Here is a 24,071-nt window from a genome sequence, read left to right as displayed (position 1 = left end):
GCATTTTAAAAATTATTTGGTGTTACGAACGGTGAAAAACTGATCCACCCCAACGGTTGAAAACTGATCTAGGGGTTAACCGTTGCTCGATATAGCAGCGTCTTGTAGAGACATAGTCTGCTAAGAGCGAGAAACTGACCTTCCTTGACATTCATTTATTCACTCAAGTTTTTGCTTAAGGCGCCAGTGGGATTTTAAATTTACATGACCCTGTCACTCGTTTACTTGTGGTTATGATCTCTTAGAAAAACGGTCAGTACGTCCTTGGGTGGAGTTACACTACTTTCTGAAAGTAGCCAACCTACAGCGCCGCGATGATATGTTCCGTGAAACAGCACATGATTGAGCATATCGATTGCCTTCATCTCACCAGATCCACCATCGACAAATTGGAATTTAATTGTTTCAGCAAGGCCAACGGGGGGCATAGAATTGACATGTTGAATATACCAGTCTGTACATTCAGTCATCGTTATTAGAAGCTCGTCAGCAGAGGGGGTTTCTGGCGTGTTCAGTGCAGTGTAGGAATGCTTCTGACCGGTAATGTTAGCTCTGAATATCATATCAACCACATGTATGTGGTTCATCAATCTGAGCGTCAGATGGCGTTTTTCTGCATTAGCAGACGCATCAATTCTTTTAATCGCTTGTAGAGTTTCAATATCTATCCAGCGCTTGTATCTAAACAGCGTAATTATTGTGTCAGTACCCATGCGTTACCTCTTTTATCTATTTTATGATCATATCAGTAACATGTTGGGCTCTCTACTAACTTCCGCTTCTGGCACTGAGTTGACTGTCAAATCTGGTTGGTTCACAAGTAACACCCGTATCAGATTAAGTTCGAGTCAGTAAATTGATCCTCTGCAATATCGTCAGACTCTTCCTGTTCACAAAGCAGCTTCAATAATTCATTTCGAACCAAAAGTTTCCGAGCCCGGGTTGTGGCCACATACAGCAAGTTAGTTTCATCCGTCCTGGCTGCTTCAGATAACAACGGGTCGGTAATATCCGAGAAGTCGTCGTTTAGCATCACCGTGTCCCATTCCAGTCCCTTGCTGCGATGCGCGGTCGATACCACGACATCGGCATCTTTTTCATTCGTCGTCGCCTGACTACGCAAGACCTGTAGTTTTTGCGGGAGCGGGAAATATTTATCCAGCAAGCCGATAGCCTGGTTCATTTCAACATCGCCGGTTGCCTTGGTCATAGATTTATACTCTTCAAAATCCCGGTATTCACGACTAAGACGTGGTGTACGCATCCGTTCAGGCATATCGACTGAAAACCAGTACAAGTCTTCCAGCTCTTCCGTTTTATAGCCTTCAATCCCACCGACCCAGTACACTATTTTCTCTTTCATGCTCTCATAGAGAGCTGCACCGATGACACCGGCAACCGTACGGCTGAGGATCGTGTAACGCGAAACGTCTGCAGGCAGTCGATCAATTACATCGTCATCACCGCCATTGCCAATCACTGGGTGTGTTTCTTCCTGGCGTGCCAGCAAAACATTCGCCATTTCGGCAACAGCCGAACCAAATCGAAAGCTCTGCGTCAGCCACAAACGGTCAGCGCCTTCCAGTACTGGCGCATTCAGCGCGTTATCGGCCCCACGAAAACGGTAAATCTGCTGATGGCGATCGCCAACCAGGACGACATTACAATTTTGAGTAAGTACCAGCGAACTGATGACAGGATTGGCATCTTGAGCTTCATCAAACAGGATCGTGTCCCAACGTTTTGATAAATCGGGCACTGACAACTGGAATAATTTCAGATAGGTATCATGCGTTACAGGAAACGTCGAATCGATGCGACTCATTTCATTCCACAGGAACTGAGCCGCGCCCAATATATTTCCAGCATCCAATCCTTCGCGATTGTTCTCATCCGGAAGATGCTCATAACTGAGTGCCGGGGAAGCACTGCACAGGAAATGGTTCAGCGCAGCCAACGCCATTCTGACCAGCGGCCAGTGGCGGGTATTCAACTTACGTGCAACATCAGTAATACGCAAATTAGGCGTTAATCTTGGCTTTAGATGCTTACCAAATTTCATCCAGGCCAGTTGATGAGAGGTCTTACACTCAACATTGAATGGAAACTTGCGCTCCGCATCATCACGAACTGCACGATTATACGCAAGGTAGAGCATCCTTCGGTCAGGATTGGCCTGCGCGTAGCGAACCAGCGTTGTCGTTTTACCAGTGCCAGCAAAAGCATTAACGACCAGATGTCGCCCTTTCCAGTTGATAACTGCGGATTGCTCTGGCGTATCCGAGTAAGCCATGTCTGTACCCCATGGTGAAAATTCATGTCCGTACAGTGCAAGAAAGGGAGATCTATCGCCATTAAAAACCAATTCTTCATTTTGGAAATTTTCAGAGCTCAAAAATTTCACTGCTGACCGCATTCAAAAAAACATAACAAACAACAAATTATTTTTTAACTTTGATCAGATAACCACGTTGTCCATAGTAAATAGCACTTACCTCAATCACGTCACTTTTAAGAAAAAACCAAACTAAAAACTAAAAAAACATTATAAAAAACACTCAAATTTAATATAATTAAAATTCGTTAAAAACCCATTTCAATAAAATAACCGCCATAGATTAATGAATAATTTATCACATTAGTTTTTCACTTCTCATCGTGTGAGAGCAGCGCTGATGGGTGCAGTGCCACTCCCGGAAAGTGTAGCGCTATAATGCGAAGCTACTTAGTAATTTTTTTCGTCGCTGCCAATCTACAATTACCCATATCGCATTTATCATTAAAACACAACTCTGCTAAACCCCTACCAGATAAATCCAATCTCACACACTCTAGCAAGGAGGACAAGTAATTATCATCATCACCGCCCCTCAAAAAATAATATCCTCTCCCAGAATAAAAAGAAAATTTAAATGGTGTTAACAAAACGCCATCCATTAATTCATCACAAACCATTCCAATATCAACAACCGCTACCCCCAATCCTTTTATCACTGCATTAATAGCTGAATCCATCGACTCAAACTCATACTTATTAATAACTTGAAACCGTTCTTTCAAACGTGACTCTTCACACCAAGAAAACCAATCTAATTCTCTTGATTTAACATAAACGAGATCAATTAGAATTCTATTATCTTTTTCAAAGAGATGTAACAATTTTGGAGACACCACTACAATTAAACACTCAGGTGAAAGCAAAGTACAATTCCATTCATCAGAAAACTTGCCATCTCCATATTTTACTGTTGCATCATGATTTTTTAAATTGACAATAGAGTGGGAATAGTCATCATTTATAGTTTCGACAGTGACTATTGGGAAGCCATCTTGATTTTTATATTTTCTTAAAACAGGAATGAACTGGCGTATAGAAAACGTGTATGGACTGCTTATAGTTAATACAATTCCAGCACGGTGAATATTTTCACATGCTTTACTTAGTATTTCGAATGCATGGCGAAGATCACCAGCAAAAGACTCACCTTCTTTAGTTAAAAAAACCTTTGGCCCTTTACGATAGAAAAGCTTCCTGCCAAAAAAAATCTCTATGGTATTGATATGTTTACTAATTGCACTTTGTGAAATAAATAACTCACTCGCAGCCAAAGTGAAAGATTGATGCTTGGCTGCTGATTCAAAAGCCTTTAATGCGTAAAGAGGGGGAATATTAGTCCAGTCCATTTATTCATCTCCATGATGCGAAAAAATCCCAATAAACGCACACTAGCTATCTCTTACTTCAAAATCATTAACCATGAGAATAATCTCAAAATCACATAAAATAAATCATGAAAAAAAAGAATAGTAACAATAACTATTTTCCCATTTTTAAACTGAAAAACATCATATATAACCAAAAGTAAATATTAATCTACAAACCTCGAAGCCTAGTTACTTAGCTTACTTTTATTAAGTTTTAGATGGAAAAATGGGAGCAACTATGAATGCCTTTTCATCATTTAGAAAGCATGCTCTTTTGCATTCAAAGGAGACAGCAGTAAAATCAATGAATCACAATATATCTTTTTATAATTTACTTCTTTTAATCCAGCGAATAGCCACAGGATTGAAGAATGCAAATATAAAAAAAGGAGACCGAATTTCTATCCACATGGGAAACTGCTTTGAACTTATAGCTACATATTATGCCTGCCTAAAAATTGGAGCTATCTTTGTCCCTCTCAGCCTAAAACTGTCTGCTAAAGAAGTGAAAGATTTAATTCAACATAGCTCATCCTGTGCATACATTGGTGACAAAAAAAGATTTTATGAAACAAAACAAGAAGTTGAATCATGCACAACGATAGAAAAAATATGGGTTATAGATCTAAAAATAAAAGATAAAGAAAATAATACACATAATTGGGAAGAAATCATCTCACAATCTTATGATGATTCAGAAGATAATACTTACACAGACGAAATCGCATCTATATTTTACACATCAGGAACGACAGGACACCCCAAAGGAATTGTTTATTCACAAAAAACACTAACTGATGCTATAAATTTAACAAAAGCAACAATAAATCCCAAACTCCACAAATCAGATGGTGATAAGCCAGCTATTCTTAGCTTAGTCGATCTCATTAGCCCATGGAGTATACTTATTACTTTTGCAGCTCTTCACAAAGGCTATTCAGTACTATTACTTTCAGAAGTCGACATAGAAAACATTACAGAAACATTAAAAGAAATAAAGCCAGCATGGATTGCAGGAACACCTTCAAACTTTCATAAAATCATAAAAAAAGAAGAGAATAACAACAACTCACTCGATCTTAGTGAAACAGTTTGTGTCGCTGGCGGTGATTCCTGCGCAACAGAATTAAGCCAGAAATTTTTTGAGTGTTTTGGTTCTCATCTTCAAAGCTCTTATGGTCAAACAGAACTAGGGGGGCCAGTAATATATCATCACGATATCTATGCTATCAACGAACCATCTATTGGTTGGCCCCTACCTGGCGTAGAAATTAAAATAAAGAATACTCAATCAAGTAATGGGGAACTTTTTATTCGCTCTCCGGCGAAAACCATAGGAATTTGGAATGGGCATGACATTGAGCTATTTCCCTCTGATCGATGGCTCGCTACCGGTGACCTTGTTCGACAGGAAAAGAATAGAAACTTAATTTTTCTCGGGAGAGAAAAAGACCAAATAAAAATAGAGGGCTATCCAGTATACCCAATAGAAATTGAGCATACTCTTATTCAACACGAAGACATCGCCGCCTCAGTAGTGTTTAGCGTCCCAGATAACTTCGCTGGCGAACGTATTATTGCATTAATTCAACCCCAAAAAAACCACTCACTTAATGCAGAAACAATAGCATCCTACTTATCCAATAACCTTGCTCATTACAAACATCCATCCGAATACATTTTCATTCAAGAAATACCTGTCAACACCACGGGAAAAATCAGCCGTAGGAAACTATCAAATGAATACCATTCATTAAAGAGTCAGGCGGAAATAATTTTTGACGTTAGAATAAAACAGTAAACACCAAAGAATTCATGAAATCTATTCGCAAACCATGAATAGATAACACGAATGACATCTAATGCATTAAAAACACTTATTAACCTAAAGGAATCATTACCTTGAAAAACATAGAAAACACCATTATCGGAATTCTAATCGACGATCTATTTATTGGCATCCCTCGTTCAGAAATTGAGACAGATATCAATATGCGTGATGGCCTTGGTCTAGATTCCTTAGGGTTCAGTGAACTACGAGCCCAGTGTGAGTATGCCTTTAACATCAAAATTGAAGATGAATACTTTACTCCTCAATATTTCGACTCAATTCAAACGCTCACAAAATTGACTTCAGAATTAATCCTAGAATCAAATAAGCAGGGAGAAAACCAATGAGTATTCCATCCCAAGACAAAGATAATCGTCAACCACGAGTAATGGGGTTTACGGAGCTTAAAGGATGGCTAAGACACCGGCATCCAATGGTATATCTTGATCGTGTTCTTGATTACGAGCCAGAAAAATATATTAAAACACTTATGGCTGTTTCGGGTCAGACAGATGCCATCGCAGGCCATTTTCCCGAACGAGCTATTTTTCCGGCGAGCCATATGGTGCAAGCCATATCACAATCGGCAATTATTTTATTTCAGCTTTCAACATCACCGTTAGCTGACGATGAAATAACACTAGTCGGCTCAATAAAATCTCGTTTTACACGAGTGGTTGTACCCGGAGATCAAATTATTTTTAACCTCAACTGCGAAAGCTTGCGAGATAAATTCCTGACGTTTTCCTGTAAAGCAGAAGTCGCAGGTCAAACGGTCGGAATGCTAAAAGGCTCGCTAGTGCGCGAAAATATATCCACACTAGGAGAACAATTATGGTAAATCATCACTCTCCTGTTTGGGTTACAGGTATGGCCTGGTCTACAGCACTAGGAGATGAAATACCTACGGTCTGGCAATACCTGCTAGAGGGTATCTCCGGTATAACCGACCTAGAATCCACATTATCGCTACGCAGTAACCTTGCGGCCCCCATACCAGATATCCCTTTAGAATGGGAAGGGGCAAGACGTCAACATGTATTAACGGTAAAAACCTTACGCAAAGCGCTTGAGGATGCTTCTATTCCTGCGGATGACCCAGATATTCTCGCAGTTTTAGGAACCAGCTATGGCCATCATTTAGACTCACCCGATACTTTCTCGTTATCAGAATGGTCAACACAAGCAGTCAAAGCAGTCGGCTGTGTTAAGTCCCCTATCACGGTAAGTACAGCCTGTTCAGCTGGCTCCGATGCAATTTTAACGGGGCTGAGCTTTATCAAGGCGGGCCTTACTGAAATATGTGTATGCGGGGGAGCCGATGTACTGACTCTGGGGAAACGGCTCAGCCATTCACGGCTAGGCACAATGTCTACCGATGGTTTACGTGCGTTCGATATCAGTCACAATGGTACTGTACTCGGTGAAGGCGCTGCATTTCTGATACTAGAATCCGAAAGGCATGCTAGACGTCGCGGTGCTAAACCTTATGGAATCCTCGCAGGAGCAGGCTCCGCAAACGACGCCGCCAGTGCAGTTTCGCCCGATTTATCAGGGCAAAATGTGATACTTACCGTAGAACGAGCGCTAAATAGCGCAGGCTTAAAACCGGAAGATATTTCCATTATAAACGCTCATGGTACAGGAACACAGGTTAACGACAGTGTAGAGGCAAAAGCTTATTCAGCGTTTTTTTCCCCCTTACCACACCCGCCGACGTTATTCGCAACAAAAGGAGCATTTGGGCATACACTTGGCGCAACGGGAGCCATTGAAGCTATTGCAGTGCTGCAGGCATTAAAAACACAAAGGCTTCCTCCAATTCATGGATTGTACGATCCCATTACCCCCTCCGATTTACCTATCGCCAATCAAAAAAACATGCCCTGCACGGCAACAGCTGGGCTGAGCATAACGCTTGGATTTGGTGGATTTAACACCTGTCTGGTTTTCCAAAGTGCAGGGAGCGCAGCACGATGACAAACGTCGAAACATTAACCCTGAAAGCACTCAACATCGTGGGTCATGGGATGGCAAGTACGCCTGATTTATATACGTACAAACCCGCACAAAAAGCCTCACTTTATGCAGACCCTTTGTCATGGCTTGTTCTTGAAGCCGTTGAGCAGGCTATCAACGAGCACCGAGATGTCATCACATCGACCTGCTCTTCTGTAGGGCATATCGCCATTAGCGACCAATGTACTCTCAAGACCATACACGACATTTCACAAACACTTTCCTCAGGACACCTTTCACCACTGCGTTTTTCCGGTGCCTGTCCTGGGATGATCATCGGACTTCCATCGCAATTTCTACGATTTAGTGGTCCGAGCATCGTATGGAGTATGCCACCGGACAACATGCAGCCCTATGCCACAGCATTAGCGCAACTCTGGCTGGATGAGGGTTCGGCAACTCACGTCATTATTACCGATCATCGTGTCGACGAATCAGGCCACCACATTCGCAGTATTGTCGTCACTCAGAGCGGAGGGGAACATCAATGACGTCCCAACCCACAATCACGCCCAGCTCCGCCCAGCACTTTCTGGATGGGCTCATTCAGGTCGATGCCAATCCACATGATGCGCCATCGTTGATTTTCGTCGATCTGGTAAAACATCTTCGTGAACAAGGGATTGAACCCGGCAATCCCGTAATGGTGGCAATCCCGAATAGTGTGCAATTCGCCGTAATCATTTTTGCGCTGTTGACCATTGGCGCGGTTCCCGTTCTGCTGCCGTCCTCTGCGCCAGCGTCTCGTATTTATCGTATCGCACAGGTAATTGGTGCCAGGAACCTGATCGCATTACACCTTCCCTCTGGGCTGGTGCAAGCGCAACCTGCGCAGCCTCTGCCGCAATCAGGTCAGTTGATTCGCGTAGAGATATCCAGTGAGCACAGCTATCAGCCGGGCGAGGTCATTCTTCTCACATCAGGAACGTCCGGTATCTTCAGCGGCTGCTTATTTCATATCAACGATTTATTTCGTAATGCACGTAATCATGCGCAAGCCGTTGAACAGCGCGCGGAAGATCGGATATTGATCAATCTACCGATGTACTACTCCTATGCTTTCGTAGCACAACTACTCTCCTCTTTTGCGCTAGGGAATACGGCTATTATTGCCGGCCCCCCCTTCACACCAGGCAACTACGAGCGAACGATTGAAACCTATCAAATCACCCAGTCATCCATTACGCCGACAATGATTAATGCCTGGCTGCAATCCGGTTCCGAACAGCTTCCTGCTCCGCTACGACGTCTGACCATCGGCGGAGACGCTCTCTCCGCCAGTTCAGTTGAAGCGATTCTATCCCGGAATCCCGGAATCGAACTGTATCTCACCTATGGTTTGACTCAGGCTGGACCGCGTGTTGCAACACTGGCGGCACATCACGCATCGCCCGATAAATATGCGTCCGTCGGTAAGCCTTTCCCTGAAGTTAACGTTTACCTGCGCAAGGACAACCCTGACGACAAGGATGGCGAACTCATCGTTGAAACCTATACCGGCATGATTCGACGAATCCGCAATCTGGATGAAGGTATTGATACGCCACGTAATGGGGAGCGTCGCATCATCCATACCGGCGATCGTTTCACCATTGATGAGGACGGCTATCTTTTCTTTAAACAGCGCAACCCAACCTATGTCATGAGCCGCGGCGAAAAGGTGTGTTTGAAATCGGTCAGTGAAATAGCCGAAACCATTACGGGAGTTTCTCATGCGGAAGCCTGGGTACATAACGCCGCCGAGACCAGCGGCGTGGAATTCACACTGGATGTCTATTGTCAAGACAGCTCACTGAGCGAAGGGGAGATTCGACGCCAGCTCGGAAAAATTCTGCTTCGCAGTGAGCAGCCGAAGATTATCACGCTGTATTCATCTTCAGACATAGGGTGGAGAAAAACCGCTCGTCAAAACGTCGCTACCAAATAACAGGAGTTCACGTATGGATGCCTTAAACCTGCCACTTATACTCTCTGGCGAATCAGAATCGGCGCTCGCCAGCGTAGCCGAACATTGGCGAACCAAGATCGAACTCCTATCAGACACTGAATTAGCGACGTTTTGTCTGCATCAATTCGCCGTTCCGCATGCGGAAATTCGTAGCGCCATCTTCGCGGCAGATAAAGCCGGGTTGATCAAAGGGCTGACGTCACTCGCGCAGGGCCGCGCAGCGCGCAACGTTTTAACAGGGAATGCGGCGGCGGGGGAAAAACCGGTGCTAGTTTTTTCAGGGCAGGGACCACTGTGGCCAGGAATGACTTCAGAATTACTCAACGCACTGCCCGCATATCGTCAAAGCGCGGGTAAAAACGGCGCGATATTTCAGGACAGCCTGAACTGGAACCCAGCAGATTCTCTGGCGGCGGGTGAGCCTTTCTCAGGTCTGAAACAAATCCAACCAATACAGTTCACGATATCCTCCGCGCTCGCGGATGCATGGAGAGCTTTTGGCATCCGTGAAGCAGCCGTGGTCGGGCATTCTGTAGGCGAAGCGTCGGCAGCCTATTCCTCTGGCTATTTAAGCCAAGAGGACGCCACCAACTTGGTGACACTGTGGGGAAAAGAACTCTCAAACATTGAAGGACAAGGTGCGATGGTATCGGTCGCAGCCTCCGTTGAAGATGTTACGCCGTTACTCAAAGAGTGGGATGGTAGGCTTGCTATTGCCGCTATCAACAGCAATAAAAGCGTTACATTAAGTGGCGGCACAGCAGACACCGACGCCCTACTCAACAAATTAACTAAAGCGGGATTTTGGGCCTGGAAAGTGCCCGGAGGTGAGGTTGCAGGGCACTCCCCTCAGGTGGACATACTGAAAGCCGAGGTGATAGCTCACGCGCCGCGCAATATTCTATCTTCAGCACATGCGGCATATTATTCTTCCGTCTCCGGTGCGCGCTACAGTGCCGAAGATTTTCAGCCGGACTACTGGTATCGTATCCTGCGGGAGCCTGTTTTGTTCGAAAACAGCATCCGAGCATTGATCAACGACGGGCATCGTCTTTTTATTGAAGTCAGCCCACACCCCGTTCTGACCTCCATCATAGAAGAACATCTGCGCGAAGCTGGCGTTAAAGGTGCAGCCATCTCCACGCTCGATCGCCGGAAAAGCGATCGGGAGAGTTTCCTTCAATCGTTGACTCACGCGTTTATCAACGGCGCATCGGTTGATTGGGCAAGCGTATTCAATCAACTTCTTCCTGAGCAAGCGGAGCACTATCGCACTGCGCTAACATACGCCAACGAAACAGCTGCCATGGCCGATGAACCCTCTTCGCTTTCCGCTAATTCATTTAATACAGCGCTAGACGACGATATCGATGGGCTAGCGCTGCAAGATCGTAGCCCATCGGAACAATACGACATTCTGCTAGGACTCGTATCACGAGAAATCAGAGCGCTACTGGGCGAAACCTTTTCATCGGACATGCAGGCGTTTCGTGATATTGGATTTACCTCATTGACTGTTGTCGAGTTCTCACGTGGACTCTCAGTCGCCACAGGGATAGAACTCCCCTCCACACTAGTTTACGACCACCCAACACCACGTGCATTAAGCGAATACCTGAGACAAGCGCTTGGACTCTCATCACCCGATGACGAACAGGAGACACTGGAGACACATAGCCACGATGAACCTATTGCCATCATCGGTATGGCGTGCCGTTATCCCGGCAGCGTGAACAGTCCAGAAGCACTATGGGATTTACTCGTTAATGAGCGAGACGCAATCGGTGATTACCCGTCGGATCGTGGATGGGATATCACCAAGCTGTATGATCCGGAACCGGGCCGACTAGGTAAAATATCCACCCGCACCAGCGGATTTTTATATGACGCACCGCAGTTTGACGCCGGATTTTTCGGCATCTCACCACGTGAAGCCCTGACACTGGAACCTCAACAACGACTTCTGCTTGAAGTCTCGTGGGAAGCCATTGAACGAGCAGGCATCGAGCCGTCGAGCTTATATGGTTCCAATACAGGAATATACGCTGGCATCATGGCGACAGAGTATGGGTCCCAGATTCAGCATGCCTCAGAAGACGTTTCAGGCTACGGTTATATGGGAACCGCCACTTGCGTCGCCTCCGGCAGGGTAGCTTATAGCCTTGGCCTGCATGGACCCGCGGTCACAATTGACACCGCCTGCTCCTCCTCGTTAGTGGCTATCCATACAGCCTGTGAAGCGCTACGCAGCAATGACTGTAAACTTGCATTAGCGGGCGGTATCACGATTATGCCAACACCCGGCGTACTTATCGATTTCTCTCAACAGCGCGTGCTCGCGCCCGATGGGCGTTGCAAAGCCTTTTCTGCGTCAGCGGACGGCGTAGGGCTCTCGGAAGGTATCGGCATGCTATTACTCGAGCCGCTGTCTCAGGCACAGGCCAACGGGCATACGGTTCTGGGCGTCATCCGCGGCAGCGCAGTCAATCAGGATGGCGCCTCTAACGGACTGACCGCGCCCAATGGCTCCGCACAACAACAGGTGATTCGCCACGCGCTGGCCAACGCAGGTCTGACGCCTCAGGATGTCGATGTGGTAGAAGCGCACGGCACCGGTACTCGTCTTGGCGATCCAATCGAAGCGAATGCGCTGATGGCAACCTATGGCCGGCATCGCTCAGCCGAACAGCCGTTGCTTCTGGGGTCAATCAAATCCAACATCGGACACACGCAAGCTGCCGCCGGTGCTGCCGGGCTGATCAAGATGCTGATGGCTTTCCGCCACAATATGTTGCCGCGCAGTCTGCACATTACCGAACCTTCTCACGAAGTCGACTGGTCAAGCGGCGCGATACAGCTACTCTCAGCTTCGCGCCCTTGGCCGCAGGTCGGCGATCGGCCCTATCGTGCGGCAATCTCTTCATTCGGCGTCTCTGGCACCAATAGTCACCTTATCGTGGAACAACCTCCAGTATCGATGTCGAATGGCCACATGCAGACCGAGGCTGTCACTGTGCCACAGGAGATGCTCTGGCCAATTGCCGCAAAAACCGATACTGCGCTGCGTAAAAAAGCTGCGCAACTACGGGAGTATCTGACTAACCAACAAGCCATTGATCCCATTAATGTGGGGTACTCACTCGGTATCTCACGTAGTCAATTCCCCTTCCGCGCCGCCGTCAGAGGCCAATCAAAAGAAGCGCTGTTAAAAGGGCTACAATCGCTTGAAAATGGGCAGGATCACCCGACGCTAACTGTCGGTGCCTCAACCGTCGGCGAATCAGGAAAACTGTTATTCATCTTCCCAGGCCAAGGGTCGCAGTGGCCTGAAATGGGAATGGAGCTGTATAACGCTTTTTCCGTTTACCGGCAGGCTATCGACGAGGTTGATGACGCGCTGCGCGCGTATGTCGATTGGTCACTGATTGACGTGCTGCGTGGCAGCCCAGACACTCCGCCTTTGGACCGCGTTGACGTCGTGCAGCCAGCGCTTTTCGCGGTGATGACCGCACTGGCTCGCCTCTGGCAATCTTTCGGATTTGCGCCGCACGCCGTCGTGGGGCACTCTCAGGGCGAAATCGCTGCCGCCTATATCGCAGGTGCCTTGTCGCTACAAGATGCGATCAGGATCGTGGCGTTACGCTCAAGACTTATGCTCAGCCAGTCAGGACACGGCGCCATGGCTACACTTGGCCTTTCCGAAGAACAGACTCGCGCCCTCCTCACTCCAGATGATGGGGAAATTACCCTCGCGGTTTTCAACAGCCCGTCATCAACCGTGGTTTCAGGCGATGCCAAATCAATCGAGGCGCTGCTCCGTCGCTGTAAAAAAGAGCGAATCCGCGCCAAACGCATTGCGGTGGATGTCGCAGGCCATTCTCCGCAGCTCGATACGTTACGCCCTATTCTGATGGAGCTATTTTCCGGTTTAAAACCTAGCGCCACGCGCATTCCTTTTTACAGCACCGTGGACGGCCACACGCCCGATACGCCTCTTGATGGCACAACCCTCAACGCCAAATACTGGTGTGACAACCTATGCTGCCCGGTACGTTTTTTCGACACGATATCGGCATTGAGCAAAACGGGTAAAGTAACCTTTCTGGAGTGCAGCCCGCACGCCGTGCTGCTGCCGGCGCTCGAAGAAACGACAGACAGCACGGCAACGATCGTCGGTTCGATGCAGCGCAACAAACCCGCCGTTGAGTGCCTGACGCAGGCAATGGCACAGTTGTACGTCAACGGGCATAACCTCAACTGGCGTGCGCTTCATCCTACCGCTAGCCTCGTGGACATCCCAACCTATCCTTTCGAGCATCGTCATTACTGGCTGACGCCCCCCGCCGTCAGCAATGTCGCCACTGTCGGACAAAGACCAACGGAGCATGCATTACTCAGCGCAATCATCGACCTTCCAGACGACGAAGGAGTGCTACTAACAGGACGTATCGGGCTAGCCAGCCAGCCCTGGCTCGCCGATCACGCGGCCACCGGTGTTGCTCTAGTTCCTGGAACAGCTTATCTGGATATGGTTCGCTATGCCGCGTTACTGACGGACTACCCAACAATCGAGGAATTAGTTATACAAACGCCTCTGGTGCTGCCTGAACAAGGGGAGTTGGATCTGCAACTCAGAGTCGGACGGCCTGACGACCGAGGGCAACGTACCGTTACTATCCACGCCCGGCGCCATAGCGACGAGGAGATCGACCCCCCAGAGTGGACACTGTACGCCAACGCGTTATTACAGCGCGACGCCTCAAGACAGGAACAACGTCCATTCGACAACGCGGACTGGCCGCCGGTCGGCAGTGAACCGCTGGATCTCGCCCAACTTCATCAACGGCTCTCCGCTGCTGGATATGAATATGGAGCAGCCTTCAAAGGGCTTAGCGCAGCCTGGAGCAATGGCGATAGCCTGTATGCTGAAGCAAGCTTACCTGAAGAGCTTTCGACGAGCGGACATCTTCTGCACCCTGCGCTGCTCGATACCGTACTGCATACCATCGCGCTACCCGATAGCGAAAACGAGGATGCGACAACGCTGCGACTCCCGTTCGCGTTGAGCGGTGTGACGATAGCTGACAAACAACCACGCCAGTTACGCGCACGTTTGCATTTGAAAACGCCAGAGAATATCAGCCTGATTGCTACTGATGAGACGGGCGAAACGGTAGTTGCCATTGAAACGCTCAGCTTACGGGAAACCACACGGGATAATCTGCGCAATCAGTTACGCATCCAGCCGGAGTATGACCTTCTGCGCACGACCTGGAGCCCTCTGCCCAGCGCATCTAAAGCAAAAGACGTTCCTTCAACCGCCAGTTGGGCGTTACTTGATACCGAACCAGCCGACGCCAGTCCGCTAAACATCGCCGACCGCTATGATTCATTGTCGGCATTAAACGCGGCACTGGCGTCATCCACTGCACCAACGGTACTCGTTTGGCCGTTGCCAAGTAACAATCCGGCGCAGACTGACGATGTGCCTCTCTCCACTCGTGCGCTGTGCGAACAGGTTATCAACCATCTGCAACCCTGGCTGGCCGATGAAAGCATGGCCAACACCACGCTGCTGGTGATCACACACCATGCGACAGAACACGGTTCACATGAACGGCTAGATGTCGCACAGAGCAGCGCATGGGCATTACTCCACTCAGCACAGAACGAGAACCCAGGCCGCATCGTTCTGCTTGATACCGATCGTCCTCTCATTGATACCGCATTACTCAGCACAGCGCTGGCTAGCGATCGTCCACAATTGGCACTGCGTCAGGGGCAACTGCTCATTCCGCATCTGACCAGAACAGTGAAAACCGGACTGCTAACCCCACCGTCCGATAGCGCTCTGTGGCGTCTGGATATTTCGGACGCCGGAAATCTCGACAATCTCGTGCTGAAACCTGCTCCTGAAGCCGGCGCACCGCTAGGTAAGGAACAGATTCGGCTCAGCGTGCGAGCCGCGGGCATTAATTTTTATGATGTCGTGTGTGCGCTAGGATTAATCGCGCCGCAGCATGAATTCGGGACAGAGGCCGCCGGCGTCATCACCGAAGTCGGGACGGATGTTAAAGACTTTAACATTGGCGATAGGGTGATAGTCCTGACTGAAGGCGCTTTTGGACCAACGGTAATCGCCAACCGGGCGACAACTTTTCGTCTTCCTGATGACTGGACTTTCGCGCAAGCCGCTGGTATCCCAATCGCCTTTCTTACCGCCTACTACGCGTTGACGCAACTCGCTGCGCTGCGCCAGGGCGAACGCGTGCTGATTCACGCGGCGGCAGGGGGTGTCGGCCAAGCCGCTATTCAATTGGCGCACCACCTGGGGGCGGAAGTGTTTGCCACCGCACATCCAGATAAATGGCCGGTCCTGCGCCAGCTCGGTATCGCCGACGATCACATCGCCAGTTCACGCGAACTTAAGTTCACCGGACAATTCCGTCCGTTACTGAGTGATAAAGGGATTGATGTGGTGCTCAACTCGCTTACCGGAGAATTTATCGATGCCTCTATGTCGCTAATGGCTTCAGGGGGACGCTTTGTCGAACTGGGTAAAACCGATATTCGCGAGGATTTCCCTACGGATCTGATTTATCACTACCTTGATCGACCGGACAAGGATCCTGAACTGACCACGGAGATGATTACCACGCTGTTATCGTTAATGCGCGCGGGGTCACTAGCCCCCTTGCCGATTACCGCCTTTGATATCAGAGAAGCGATATCCGCATTCCGGTTGATGCAACAAGGCCGTCATACCGGCAAAGTGGTGTTGACGTTTCCCCAGAAACTCAATCCCGACGGTACGGTGTTAATTACCGGGGGAACGGGGACGCTGGCCGGGCTGCTCGCACGGCATCTGGTGACGTCACATCAGAGCAAAAACTTGGTATTGGCCAGCCGTCGCGGCTCACGCGCCGATGGCGCGGCACAATTGCAAGCAGAACTGGAAAGCGCAGGGGCTACAGTTAAGATCGTCGCCTGCGATACCACCGACCCTCAGGCGTTGGATAAACTACTCGCAGCGATTCCAGCCACACATCCGCTAACCGGCGTGTTCCATACCGCTGGCGTACTGGCCGACGCCACCATCGCCAACCTGACAGCGGAAAGCCTCGATACAGTATTTTCACCCAAAATCGACGCAGTTTGGCATTTGCACCATAAAACCCGCACACATGATCTCGCGGCTTTCGTTCTCTACTCATCCAGCGCGGGAACGCTAGGTAGTCCGGGGCAAGGCAACTACTCTGCTGCGAACAACGCGCTGGACGCACTGGCACATAATCGCCGCCAGCAGGGTTTGAGTGCCACGTCCCTTGCCTGGGGCTGGTGGCAGCCGGTCACTGGGCTATCGAGCCGGCTCAGCGATACCGACAACGCGCGGATCGCGCGAACGGGTCTGGCGCCTATCACACCAGAACATGGGAATGCGATGATCGACGCATCGCTGGCATTACCTTACGCGGTGTATACCGCAGCGCCGTTGAACCCGCAGATGTTGCGTAAAAATGCACAGTCAGGGCGCCTTCATCCGTTATTTGAACGGTTGGCGGGTCCCGTAATCATGCGTAGGTCGTCATCAGACGGAGAAAAGATGCCCGACCTACGAAAATCGCTATCCACGCTGGAACCCAGTGCTCGACTAAAACAGTTACAGGCCGCCATCACCGATAACATCGCGAGCATACTTGGCCTTGATAACGGTTCGCTTCTTGCGCCCGAACAGCCATTTAAAGAGAGCGGTATCGACTCGCTCATGGCGCTGGAGTTACGCAACCGTCTGGCGGCAGTTTCCGGCCTGCGTCTACCGGCAACCCTGACGTATGACTACCCGACCCCTGTCGCGCTAGCGGAATATCTCGATGCGGAACTGTTCGTGGGGCAGGATGCGACGATCAACGCAGTGATGACGGAAGAGGATGAATCGCACTTACTCGAGCGTATTGCCGGCATTCCGCTTGCCAGCCTACGCGATGCCGGCTTGCTGGATAAATTACTTCAGATAGCAAACGGCATCGCCCCCGTGGAGGACGCGTCGAAAAAGCCTCAGGTTACCGATATTGAGTCCGCAAGTCTGGAAGAGCTGGTGTCGATGGCCCTGTCTGACAAGGAGAAAATGCTATGACGCATCCAAAAGATAGTCACGCCGCGAAAAATACCGCCGCGGGCGACGGAACCACCGATCCGCGTCTGGTCGAAGCGTTACGCCACAGCTTGTTGCTGAACGAACAGTTGAAACAGCGTAATCAGGATTTGACGCAGGCGGCGCATGAACCTATCGCCATTATTTCAATGGGCTGTCGTTTACCCGGAGGCATTCATTCTCCCGAACAGCTTTGGCAACAGTTGTCCACTGACGAGGACGCTATCGGCCCCTTCCCTGCAGATCGGGGATGGAACGTGAAGACGCTCTTTGAACAAAACCCGGCACTCAGCGCCGTCGCCAAGGCCTGGAAAGGCGGGTTTCTGGAGGATGCAGCAGGCTTCGACGCTGGCTTCTTTAAGATATCCGATCGTGAGGCATTGGCGATGGATCCTCAGCAACGCTTACTGCTGGAGGTGAGTTGGGAAATTCTGGAGCGTGCTGGTATCGTTCCCGCCACGCTAAAAAACAGTCAGACCGGCGTCTTTATTGGATCCACGCACAACGGCTATCTCAGCGATATCGAGCGGCGCAACCCCGCCGCCGACGGTTATCGCTTACAAGGCAGCCTGAGCAGCATCAGTTCCGGGCGCATCGCTTACGCATTGGGACTTAACGGTCCGGCTATCACGGTAGATACAGCCTGCTCTGCGTCTCTCACTGCGATCCATCAAGCCATTCGCTCACTGAAGAGCGGCGAGTGTTCGCTTGCTATCGCAGGCGGAGCAACGATTATGGCCTCTCCAGAGGTCTTTGCCGAGTTCACCCGTCAAAGCGGTCTTGCCGCAGACGGAAGATGTAAAGCCTTTTCTGACCATGCCGACGGAACGGGGTTTTCTGAAGGCGTTGGGCTTATTTTGCTGGAGAAACTCTCCGACGCATTACGAGCTGGTCACAGCGTACTCGCCGTGATTAGAGGGAGCGCAATTAATCAGGATGGTGCCAGCAACGGGCTGACTGCGCCAAACGGCCCTGCGCAGGAACAGGTCATCCGTCAGGCGCTGAATAATGCGGAGCTGACCTTTTCCGATATTGATGTCGTAGAAGCGCACGGCACCGGCACCACGCTTGGCGACCCCATTGAAGCACATGCACTGCTCAACACCTATGGCAAACATCGGTCTGACGATCAACCGCTATGGCTTGGCTCACTAAAATCCAATATCGGCCATACCCAACTTGCCGCTGGCGTCGCCAGCGTCATCAAGATGGTGATGGCTCTCAGGCACGGGCGCTTGCCCAAAACGCTACATGCCGAGACGCCGTCCGGCAAAATAGACTGGTCACGCGGCAACATTAAATTACTCAACACGGCACGTAACTGGCCTGATACCGGGCGTCCCAAACGCGCGGCGGTATCATCATTTGGCTTTTCTGGCACCAACGCTCACCTTATTCTCGAAGAGGCTCCGTCAATTTCACCTCCGGTGCAAGAAGCCGCACCGGCAAGGACTTTCCCCGTGCCTGGCATCGCGCTACCGTTGGCTGCGGCCTCACCAGACGGGCTGTGTGCTCAGGCCAAACAGTTGCACACATGGTTGACTCAGAATGCCAGCTCGATGCCCGACATCGCCTTTTCGCTAGCCACCACCCGCACCCATTTTAACTATCGTGCCGTGATTACCGCAGAAGACAGTAACAATGCGCTCATCGCCCTGGAGGCACTGGCCGCCAATCGCTACGCTCCCGGCATCATTCAAGGCGTCCGTTCTCCGTCAGGCAACGTCGCCTTCCTTTTTACGGGGCAAGGTGCACAGTGGCCGACGATGGGACAAGGGCTATACCATCAATCTCCGGTTTTCGCTCACACGTTCGACGACATCTGCCAGCATCTCGATCCGCTGCTGTCGCAACCACTTAAAACCGTCATATTCGCCGAACAGGACAGTGCCGACGCCCTACTGCTGGATCGTACTGATTTTACCCAGGCGGCGTTATTCGCGTTCGAAGTCGCTCTGTGCCGAACTGTCATGCATCTCGGCGTGCAGCCCGATGTACTGATCGGTCACTCCATTGGCGAGATCGCCGCCGCCCATATCGCCGGCGTATTCAATCTGGCCGATGCCGCGACATTCGTTGCAACGCGTGGACGACTGATGGAGTCCATCACTGCCGATGGCGCGATGGTTGCTATTGAAGCCAGTGAGGCGGAGATTTTGCCGTCGTTGCAAAAATATAAAGAATGCATTGCGATCGCCGCGATTAATTCGCCGTCTTCTGTAGTGATATCCGGCGACACCGACAAAGTGCTGAGTCTTGCTGAACAGTGGCACGCGCGCGGTTACCGTACGCATCGCTTAAGAACCAGCCACGCCTTTCACTCGCCCCATATTGACGGCATCGTTGATACCTTACGCCGTACTCTGTCAACGCTATCGTTGCAGGCTCCCGCTATTCCAATTGTTTCAACAGTGACCGGTCAACAGCTGACCAATGAACAAGCCTGTTCCGTTGAATATTGGGCAAATCAGGCCCGCAGTGCGGTGCGATTCGATGCTGCTATCCAATGGCTTGAGGCACACAATATCGTTGTCGCGTTGGAAGTCGGCCCTGACGGCGTACTGACGGCTTTGGGTCGGGCAAGTATAGTCGGCGAATCCAGCGGCGTTCCCAGCGCAGCGTGGATTGCTCCCTTGCGTAAAGGACGGGATGAATTGCGCCCCTTCTTTGCCGCTCTGGCCAGACTGTACACACAAGGGCAACCGCTGGACTGGAGGAAACTGCTCGTTCAGACACCGATCGTACCGCTGCCTACCTATCCCTTCCAGCACCGTCGCTATTGGTTGCAAGCGCCACCAGTGCGACCAACGTTAGACGGTGGCTTTTTTGCAGTTAAACATCCTTTTTTACACGCCGGCATAGACAACGCCGCGCAGCAAAGCTGGATTTTTACCGGACAATTAGACGCAGCCAGACAGCCTTGGATACTGGAGCACCGGGTCGCCGACATCCCCGCAGGCGCGGGGACGATGACCGCAGAGATGATACTTTCTATCGGGGAGCAGGTTGGCTGCCAGCGTCTTGACGATCTCTTCCTGCACGCGATTTTGCCTCTGAATGAGTGTATTCCCACGTCCATCCAACTCCATGTCAGCCCGCCAGAAGCGGATGGCGGTAGAACGGTGGAAGCCTATTTTCATCAGCCTGGCGATCCAGAACCGCGTGAGTATCAGATGGCACCCTGGAAACGCTATGCCACTTGCCGTCTTGTACCAGACGAAAAGTTATCACCGGAGTGGCCGGATTTCCATAATGACAACTGGCCGCCCGCCGACGCCAAACCCGTTGATTTTACCCCGATTTATGAACACCTCGCTGCTCAGGGTGTGATTCTAGGTAACGCGTTTCAAAGGCTCATTAATGTGTGGGAGCACGAAGACGGGCTGTATATCGAAGCCACGTCGCCAGAGAGTCATGCGGAACTGGGAGAGGATTTCATTCTGCACCCGACCCTGCTAGACGCGGGAATGCAAGCAGCATTACTGGAGCAACTGAAACCAGGCGAAGAAAACATTCAGCCCCGTTTACTTTTCTCCCTTAGCGGGATACGGCAATACATCAGGGGTGCACAGCGTCTGCGAGGCCATCTGGTGCGAAAAACCACTGAGCCATCGACATCAGGCTACAGCGAATATGCGTTACGACTCGCGGATGATACCGGTCGAGCAGCCGCAATCATCGACTCCATAGTGCTGAAATCGTCAAACTCACCGCGCCTTGCCCCGTCACGTCCGCCGTTTTACCGTCTGGCATGGCGTGAGATTGCGCCAGACTCATCCACCACGAAGCCGAAAATTCACTGGATTGTTCCGCAAAACAGGTTACGGGAGCGTTTATCTAGACTCATCAAGGAGCACTATGCTTCCTGCACGTATGACGACATGCATCAAGCGCTGGCGACGTTCTCACCGCAGCCAGATGAGATCGCCGTCTTCATCGCGCCGGATGGTGACGATACCCCTGAGTTTATCGATCATAACCCGACACACTGCGTACTCAATGCGCTGCAAACGTGGATCGACGAGCCACGTACCGCAGATGTCCCCCTTCTTATCGTGACGCAAGGCGCAATAGCTACCAATGATGGAGAGAATGTCCCGAATCTCGCCCAGTCCCCACTGTGGGGATTAGTGCGCACCGCACAGCTTGAATATCCGGGACGGTTCTACCTGCTTGATATCAATGAGGTAGAAAACACAGCATTGTCTTCTATTCATACCGCGATTAACACGCTGTCCCATGAGCCTCAACTGGCGTTACGCGAGGGTAAAATACTCACCCCGCGACTGGTAAAAGCCGCCGGCAATGGCGACCTTACCGATTACAACCACGCCGACCAGCCGGAAAACCCGAGCCGTAACCTTAACCCTGACGGCACCGTACTCATCACCGGCGGTACGGGCGCACTGGGCAAAGTTATCGCGAAACATCTGGTGGAGCATCACGGTGTTCGTCACGTGCTTCTTGCCAGCAGACGCGGTAAGGACGCGCCAGGCGCCAATGCGTTATTAAAAGACCTCGCCGAGCTTGGCGCACAGGCGACGATTGTCGCCTGTGATATCGCCAACGTGGCAGCAGTGGCCTCACTGCTTGATACCATACCGACGGCACATCCGCTCACCGCCGTCATTCACACAGCAGGAAGTGTGGATACGGCGACGCTGAAAACAATGAGTGCAGAGCAGATAGATAACGTTTTACAGTCTAAAGCCGTTTCCGCCTGGAATCTGCATCAGCTCACGCAGCATCACGATCTTGCAGCATTCATTCTCTATTCTTCCGCGGTCAGCATTCTTGCGCAAAAAGGACAGGGAAATTACGCCGCCGCCAACGCCTTTTTGGATGCACTAGCGTACCATCGGCGACATCAGGGTCTTCCTGCGACCGCAATGGCCTGGGGTATGTGGGCCGAACGCTCGGAAATGGGGGAGCAACTTGGTGACGACGATATACAACATATTATCGCAACAGGCCAAATCCCGCTTTCTCGCCCACAAGGCCTGGCCTACCTGGATACCGTTGTCGGTGCACAAGTAGTGAACCATCCGCCGCTGCTGATACCTGCGCGTTTAAATCTGGAAGCGCTACGCGAGCAAGGCGACACCCCGCTATTGGCGGAGGTACTCCCTGTTCGCACAGCAGCAAGAAACAGCGTCAGTGCATCGCCACAGATCGCAAACATGCCGGAAAAAGAGCGGTTGCCTTATCTGCTTAACGTGATCATTCAATACGCGGGTGAAGTATTGAGTCATCCCGATCCGGAGTCCATAAGAAGCGATGTGGAATTCATTACACTGGGATTCGACTCTCTTACCTCGGTGGAAATGGGAAGCCGATTATCACAAACATTTGGTGTCCGCATTCCCGCCACGGCAATTTTTGACCATTCGACGCCGCAAGCGCTGGCGCAATTCTTACTGAATATTCTGACAGGGGAAAAGCACGCTACCGCAGCAGAGGCACACATTGATATAAAAAAAGACGCCGACAGGTTCTACCACCTGCTACGGCAAGCTGTGCAACAAAACATGACGCAGGAAGGACTTAGCGTACTGGCCGGCGCGGCGCGCCTACGCGAACATTTCTCGCACCGACAGCACGAACAGCACGCGCCAGAGACAGTGTGGCTACGTAACGATCAGGAGAAACCGCTGCTGGTTTGCCTCAACTCATTCATTCCCGCCGCAGCAAATTTAACCTATCAGCGCTTAAGTTCAGCCTTGAGCGATCGGTACAGCATACTGACCGTGCCGTTGCCGGGATATCATGGCGAGCCCTTGCCTGGCACAGACTACGCGGCGGCGGCGGCGCTGGCAACGGCAATAGAGAGAGGCACATCGGGGCGCGATTTTACGCTGGTAGGCTTCTCAACTGGCGGGCTCGTCGCACATGCCGCAGCTCACCAGTTGGAGGCTCGCGGCCGACAACCTAAAGCTGTGGTATTAATCGACAGCTTTCCGCCATCAGCCATGAATGAAGCCACAATGGGCGATGTACTGCGCACATGGTTTGCAGCCAAAGGCGAATTCTGGTCGGATGAGGACACCTCAGTCATGGCGATGGCCTGGTATCTCGAATTATTCGGCCGGCAGTGGACACCCTCTCACTTGAAAACACCAACGCTGCTGCTTCAGGCCAAAGATTATCCAGCGTCCGCTCAACCGGAACGTTGGGCGAATGAATGGCCAAATTTGGTGAAAAGCATCATCACGCCGGGGAGCCATTTTGAACTGCTGACAGAATATGTCGCTCATACGGCAAAAAACTTATCTGATTTACTTGGTGAAACAGAAAAAAAACCGATCAGAAAGAGGAGCGATTCCGCAAGAAAAAATCGAAAAACTGAATATATTAAAAATGAATAATCAATATATTGGCGTGATGAAAAAAAATCAGCTGTCGCGAGAATCTTGATG

At 50.4% G+C, this 24,071-nt stretch carries 11 protein-coding genes; 8 read left to right on the top strand and 3 right to left on the bottom strand.

Going from position 1 to position 24,071, the window contains the following annotated elements:
• Positions 1-221 precede the first annotated feature (221 nt).
• The 3 genes from DCX48_18515 to DCX48_18505 form a co-directional block, all read right to left on the bottom strand.
• Positions 222-713: a diguanylate cyclase gene (locus tag DCX48_18515; protein ID QXE16329.1), complete on the bottom strand. Its 492-nt coding sequence runs from the start codon at positions 711-713 to the stop codon at positions 222-224.
• A 119-nt stretch (positions 714-832) separates the two neighbouring features.
• Positions 833-2,293 (bottom strand): ATP-dependent helicase, encoded by a 1,461-nt coding sequence (locus tag DCX48_18510; protein QXE17302.1) that lies wholly within the window; start codon positions 2,291-2,293, stop codon positions 833-835.
• A gap of 428 nt (positions 2,294-2,721) precedes the next feature.
• Complete coding sequence (locus DCX48_18505) at positions 2,722-3,684, bottom strand: LysR family transcriptional regulator (GenBank protein QXE16328.1); 963 nt, start codon at positions 3,682-3,684, stop codon at positions 2,722-2,724.
• 259 nt (positions 3,685-3,943) lie between these two features.
• On the opposite strand from DCX48_18505, the gene DCX48_18500 reads away from it, so the two are divergent.
• The 8 genes from DCX48_18500 (at position 3,944) to DCX48_18465 (ending at position 24,020) form a co-directional block, all read left to right on the top strand.
• A complete protein-coding gene (locus DCX48_18500; GenBank protein ID QXE16327.1) occupies positions 3,944-5,506 on the top strand; it encodes a long-chain fatty acid--CoA ligase in 1,563 nt (520 codons plus the stop codon).
• A 101-nt stretch (positions 5,507-5,607) separates the two neighbouring features.
• Positions 5,608-5,883 carry an acyl carrier protein gene (locus DCX48_18495; GenBank protein ID QXE16326.1) on the top strand — a complete coding sequence of 92 codons (276 nt, stop codon included), beginning with the start codon at positions 5,608-5,610 and terminating at the stop codon, positions 5,881-5,883.
• Positions 5,880-6,377 carry a beta-hydroxyacyl-ACP dehydratase gene (locus DCX48_18490; protein QXE16325.1) on the top strand — a complete coding sequence of 166 codons (498 nt, stop codon included), beginning with the start codon at positions 5,880-5,882 and terminating at the stop codon, positions 6,375-6,377. Before DCX48_18495 ends, DCX48_18490 begins: the two co-directional genes overlap by 4 nt.
• Entirely contained in the window at positions 6,371-7,516 is a 1,146-nt protein-coding gene (locus tag DCX48_18485) for a beta-ketoacyl-[acyl-carrier-protein] synthase family protein (protein ID QXE16324.1), read from the top strand. Before DCX48_18490 ends, DCX48_18485 begins: the two co-directional genes overlap by 7 nt.
• Positions 7,513-8,046: a coronafacic acid synthetase gene (locus DCX48_18480; GenBank protein ID QXE16323.1), complete on the top strand. Its 534-nt coding sequence runs from the start codon at positions 7,513-7,515 to the stop codon at positions 8,044-8,046. Before DCX48_18485 ends, DCX48_18480 begins: the two co-directional genes overlap by 4 nt.
• A complete protein-coding gene (locus DCX48_18475; protein ID QXE16322.1) occupies positions 8,043-9,482 on the top strand; it encodes a long-chain fatty acid--CoA ligase in 1,440 nt (479 codons plus the stop codon). The genes DCX48_18480 and DCX48_18475 overlap by 4 nt, the downstream gene beginning before the upstream one ends.
• Positions 9,483-9,495: 13 nt before the next feature.
• The gene (locus DCX48_18470; GenBank protein QXE16321.1) at positions 9,496-17,637 is read left to right on the top strand and encodes a type I polyketide synthase; all 8,142 of its coding nucleotides are present in this window, start codon (positions 9,496-9,498) and stop codon (positions 17,635-17,637) included.
• Positions 17,634-24,020, top strand: coding sequence for a type I polyketide synthase (locus DCX48_18465; protein QXE16320.1), 6,387 nt, complete (start codon positions 17,634-17,636; stop codon positions 24,018-24,020). Before DCX48_18470 ends, DCX48_18465 begins: the two co-directional genes overlap by 4 nt.
• Positions 24,021-24,071 lie beyond the last annotated feature (51 nt).

It is taken from the genome of Pectobacterium atrosepticum (assembly GCA_019056595.1).
GTDB classification, from domain to species: domain Bacteria; phylum Pseudomonadota; class Gammaproteobacteria; order Enterobacterales; family Enterobacteriaceae; genus Pectobacterium; species Pectobacterium atrosepticum.
Note: the sequence above shows the minus strand (reverse complement) of the source record. Positions and strands in the feature narration are given on the sequence as shown.

Excerpts from the sequence above, each read along its gene's own strand:
- DCX48_18505 (QXE16328.1), bottom strand. The coding sequence starts at position 3,684 with ATGGACTGGACTAATATTCCCCCTCTTTACGCATTAAAGGCTTTTGAA.
- DCX48_18485 (QXE16324.1), top strand. The coding sequence starts at position 6,371 with ATGGTAAATCATCACTCTCCTGTTTGGGTTACAGGTATGGCCTGGTCT.
- DCX48_18480 (QXE16323.1), top strand. The coding sequence starts at position 7,513 with ATGACAAACGTCGAAACATTAACCCTGAAAGCACTCAACATCGTGGGT.
- DCX48_18475 (QXE16322.1), top strand. The coding sequence starts at position 8,043 with ATGACGTCCCAACCCACAATCACGCCCAGCTCCGCCCAGCACTTTCTG.
- DCX48_18510 (QXE17302.1), bottom strand. The coding sequence starts at position 2,293 with ATGGCTTACTCGGATACGCCAGAGCAATCCGCAGTTATCAACTGGAAA.
- DCX48_18470 (QXE16321.1), top strand. The coding sequence starts at position 9,496 with ATGGATGCCTTAAACCTGCCACTTATACTCTCTGGCGAATCAGAATCG.
- DCX48_18465 (QXE16320.1), top strand. The coding sequence starts at position 17,634 with ATGACGCATCCAAAAGATAGTCACGCCGCGAAAAATACCGCCGCGGGC.
- DCX48_18490 (QXE16325.1), top strand. The coding sequence starts at position 5,880 with ATGAGTATTCCATCCCAAGACAAAGATAATCGTCAACCACGAGTAATG.
- DCX48_18515 (QXE16329.1), bottom strand. The coding sequence starts at position 713 with ATGGGTACTGACACAATAATTACGCTGTTTAGATACAAGCGCTGGATA.
- DCX48_18500 (QXE16327.1), top strand. The coding sequence starts at position 3,944 with ATGAATGCCTTTTCATCATTTAGAAAGCATGCTCTTTTGCATTCAAAG.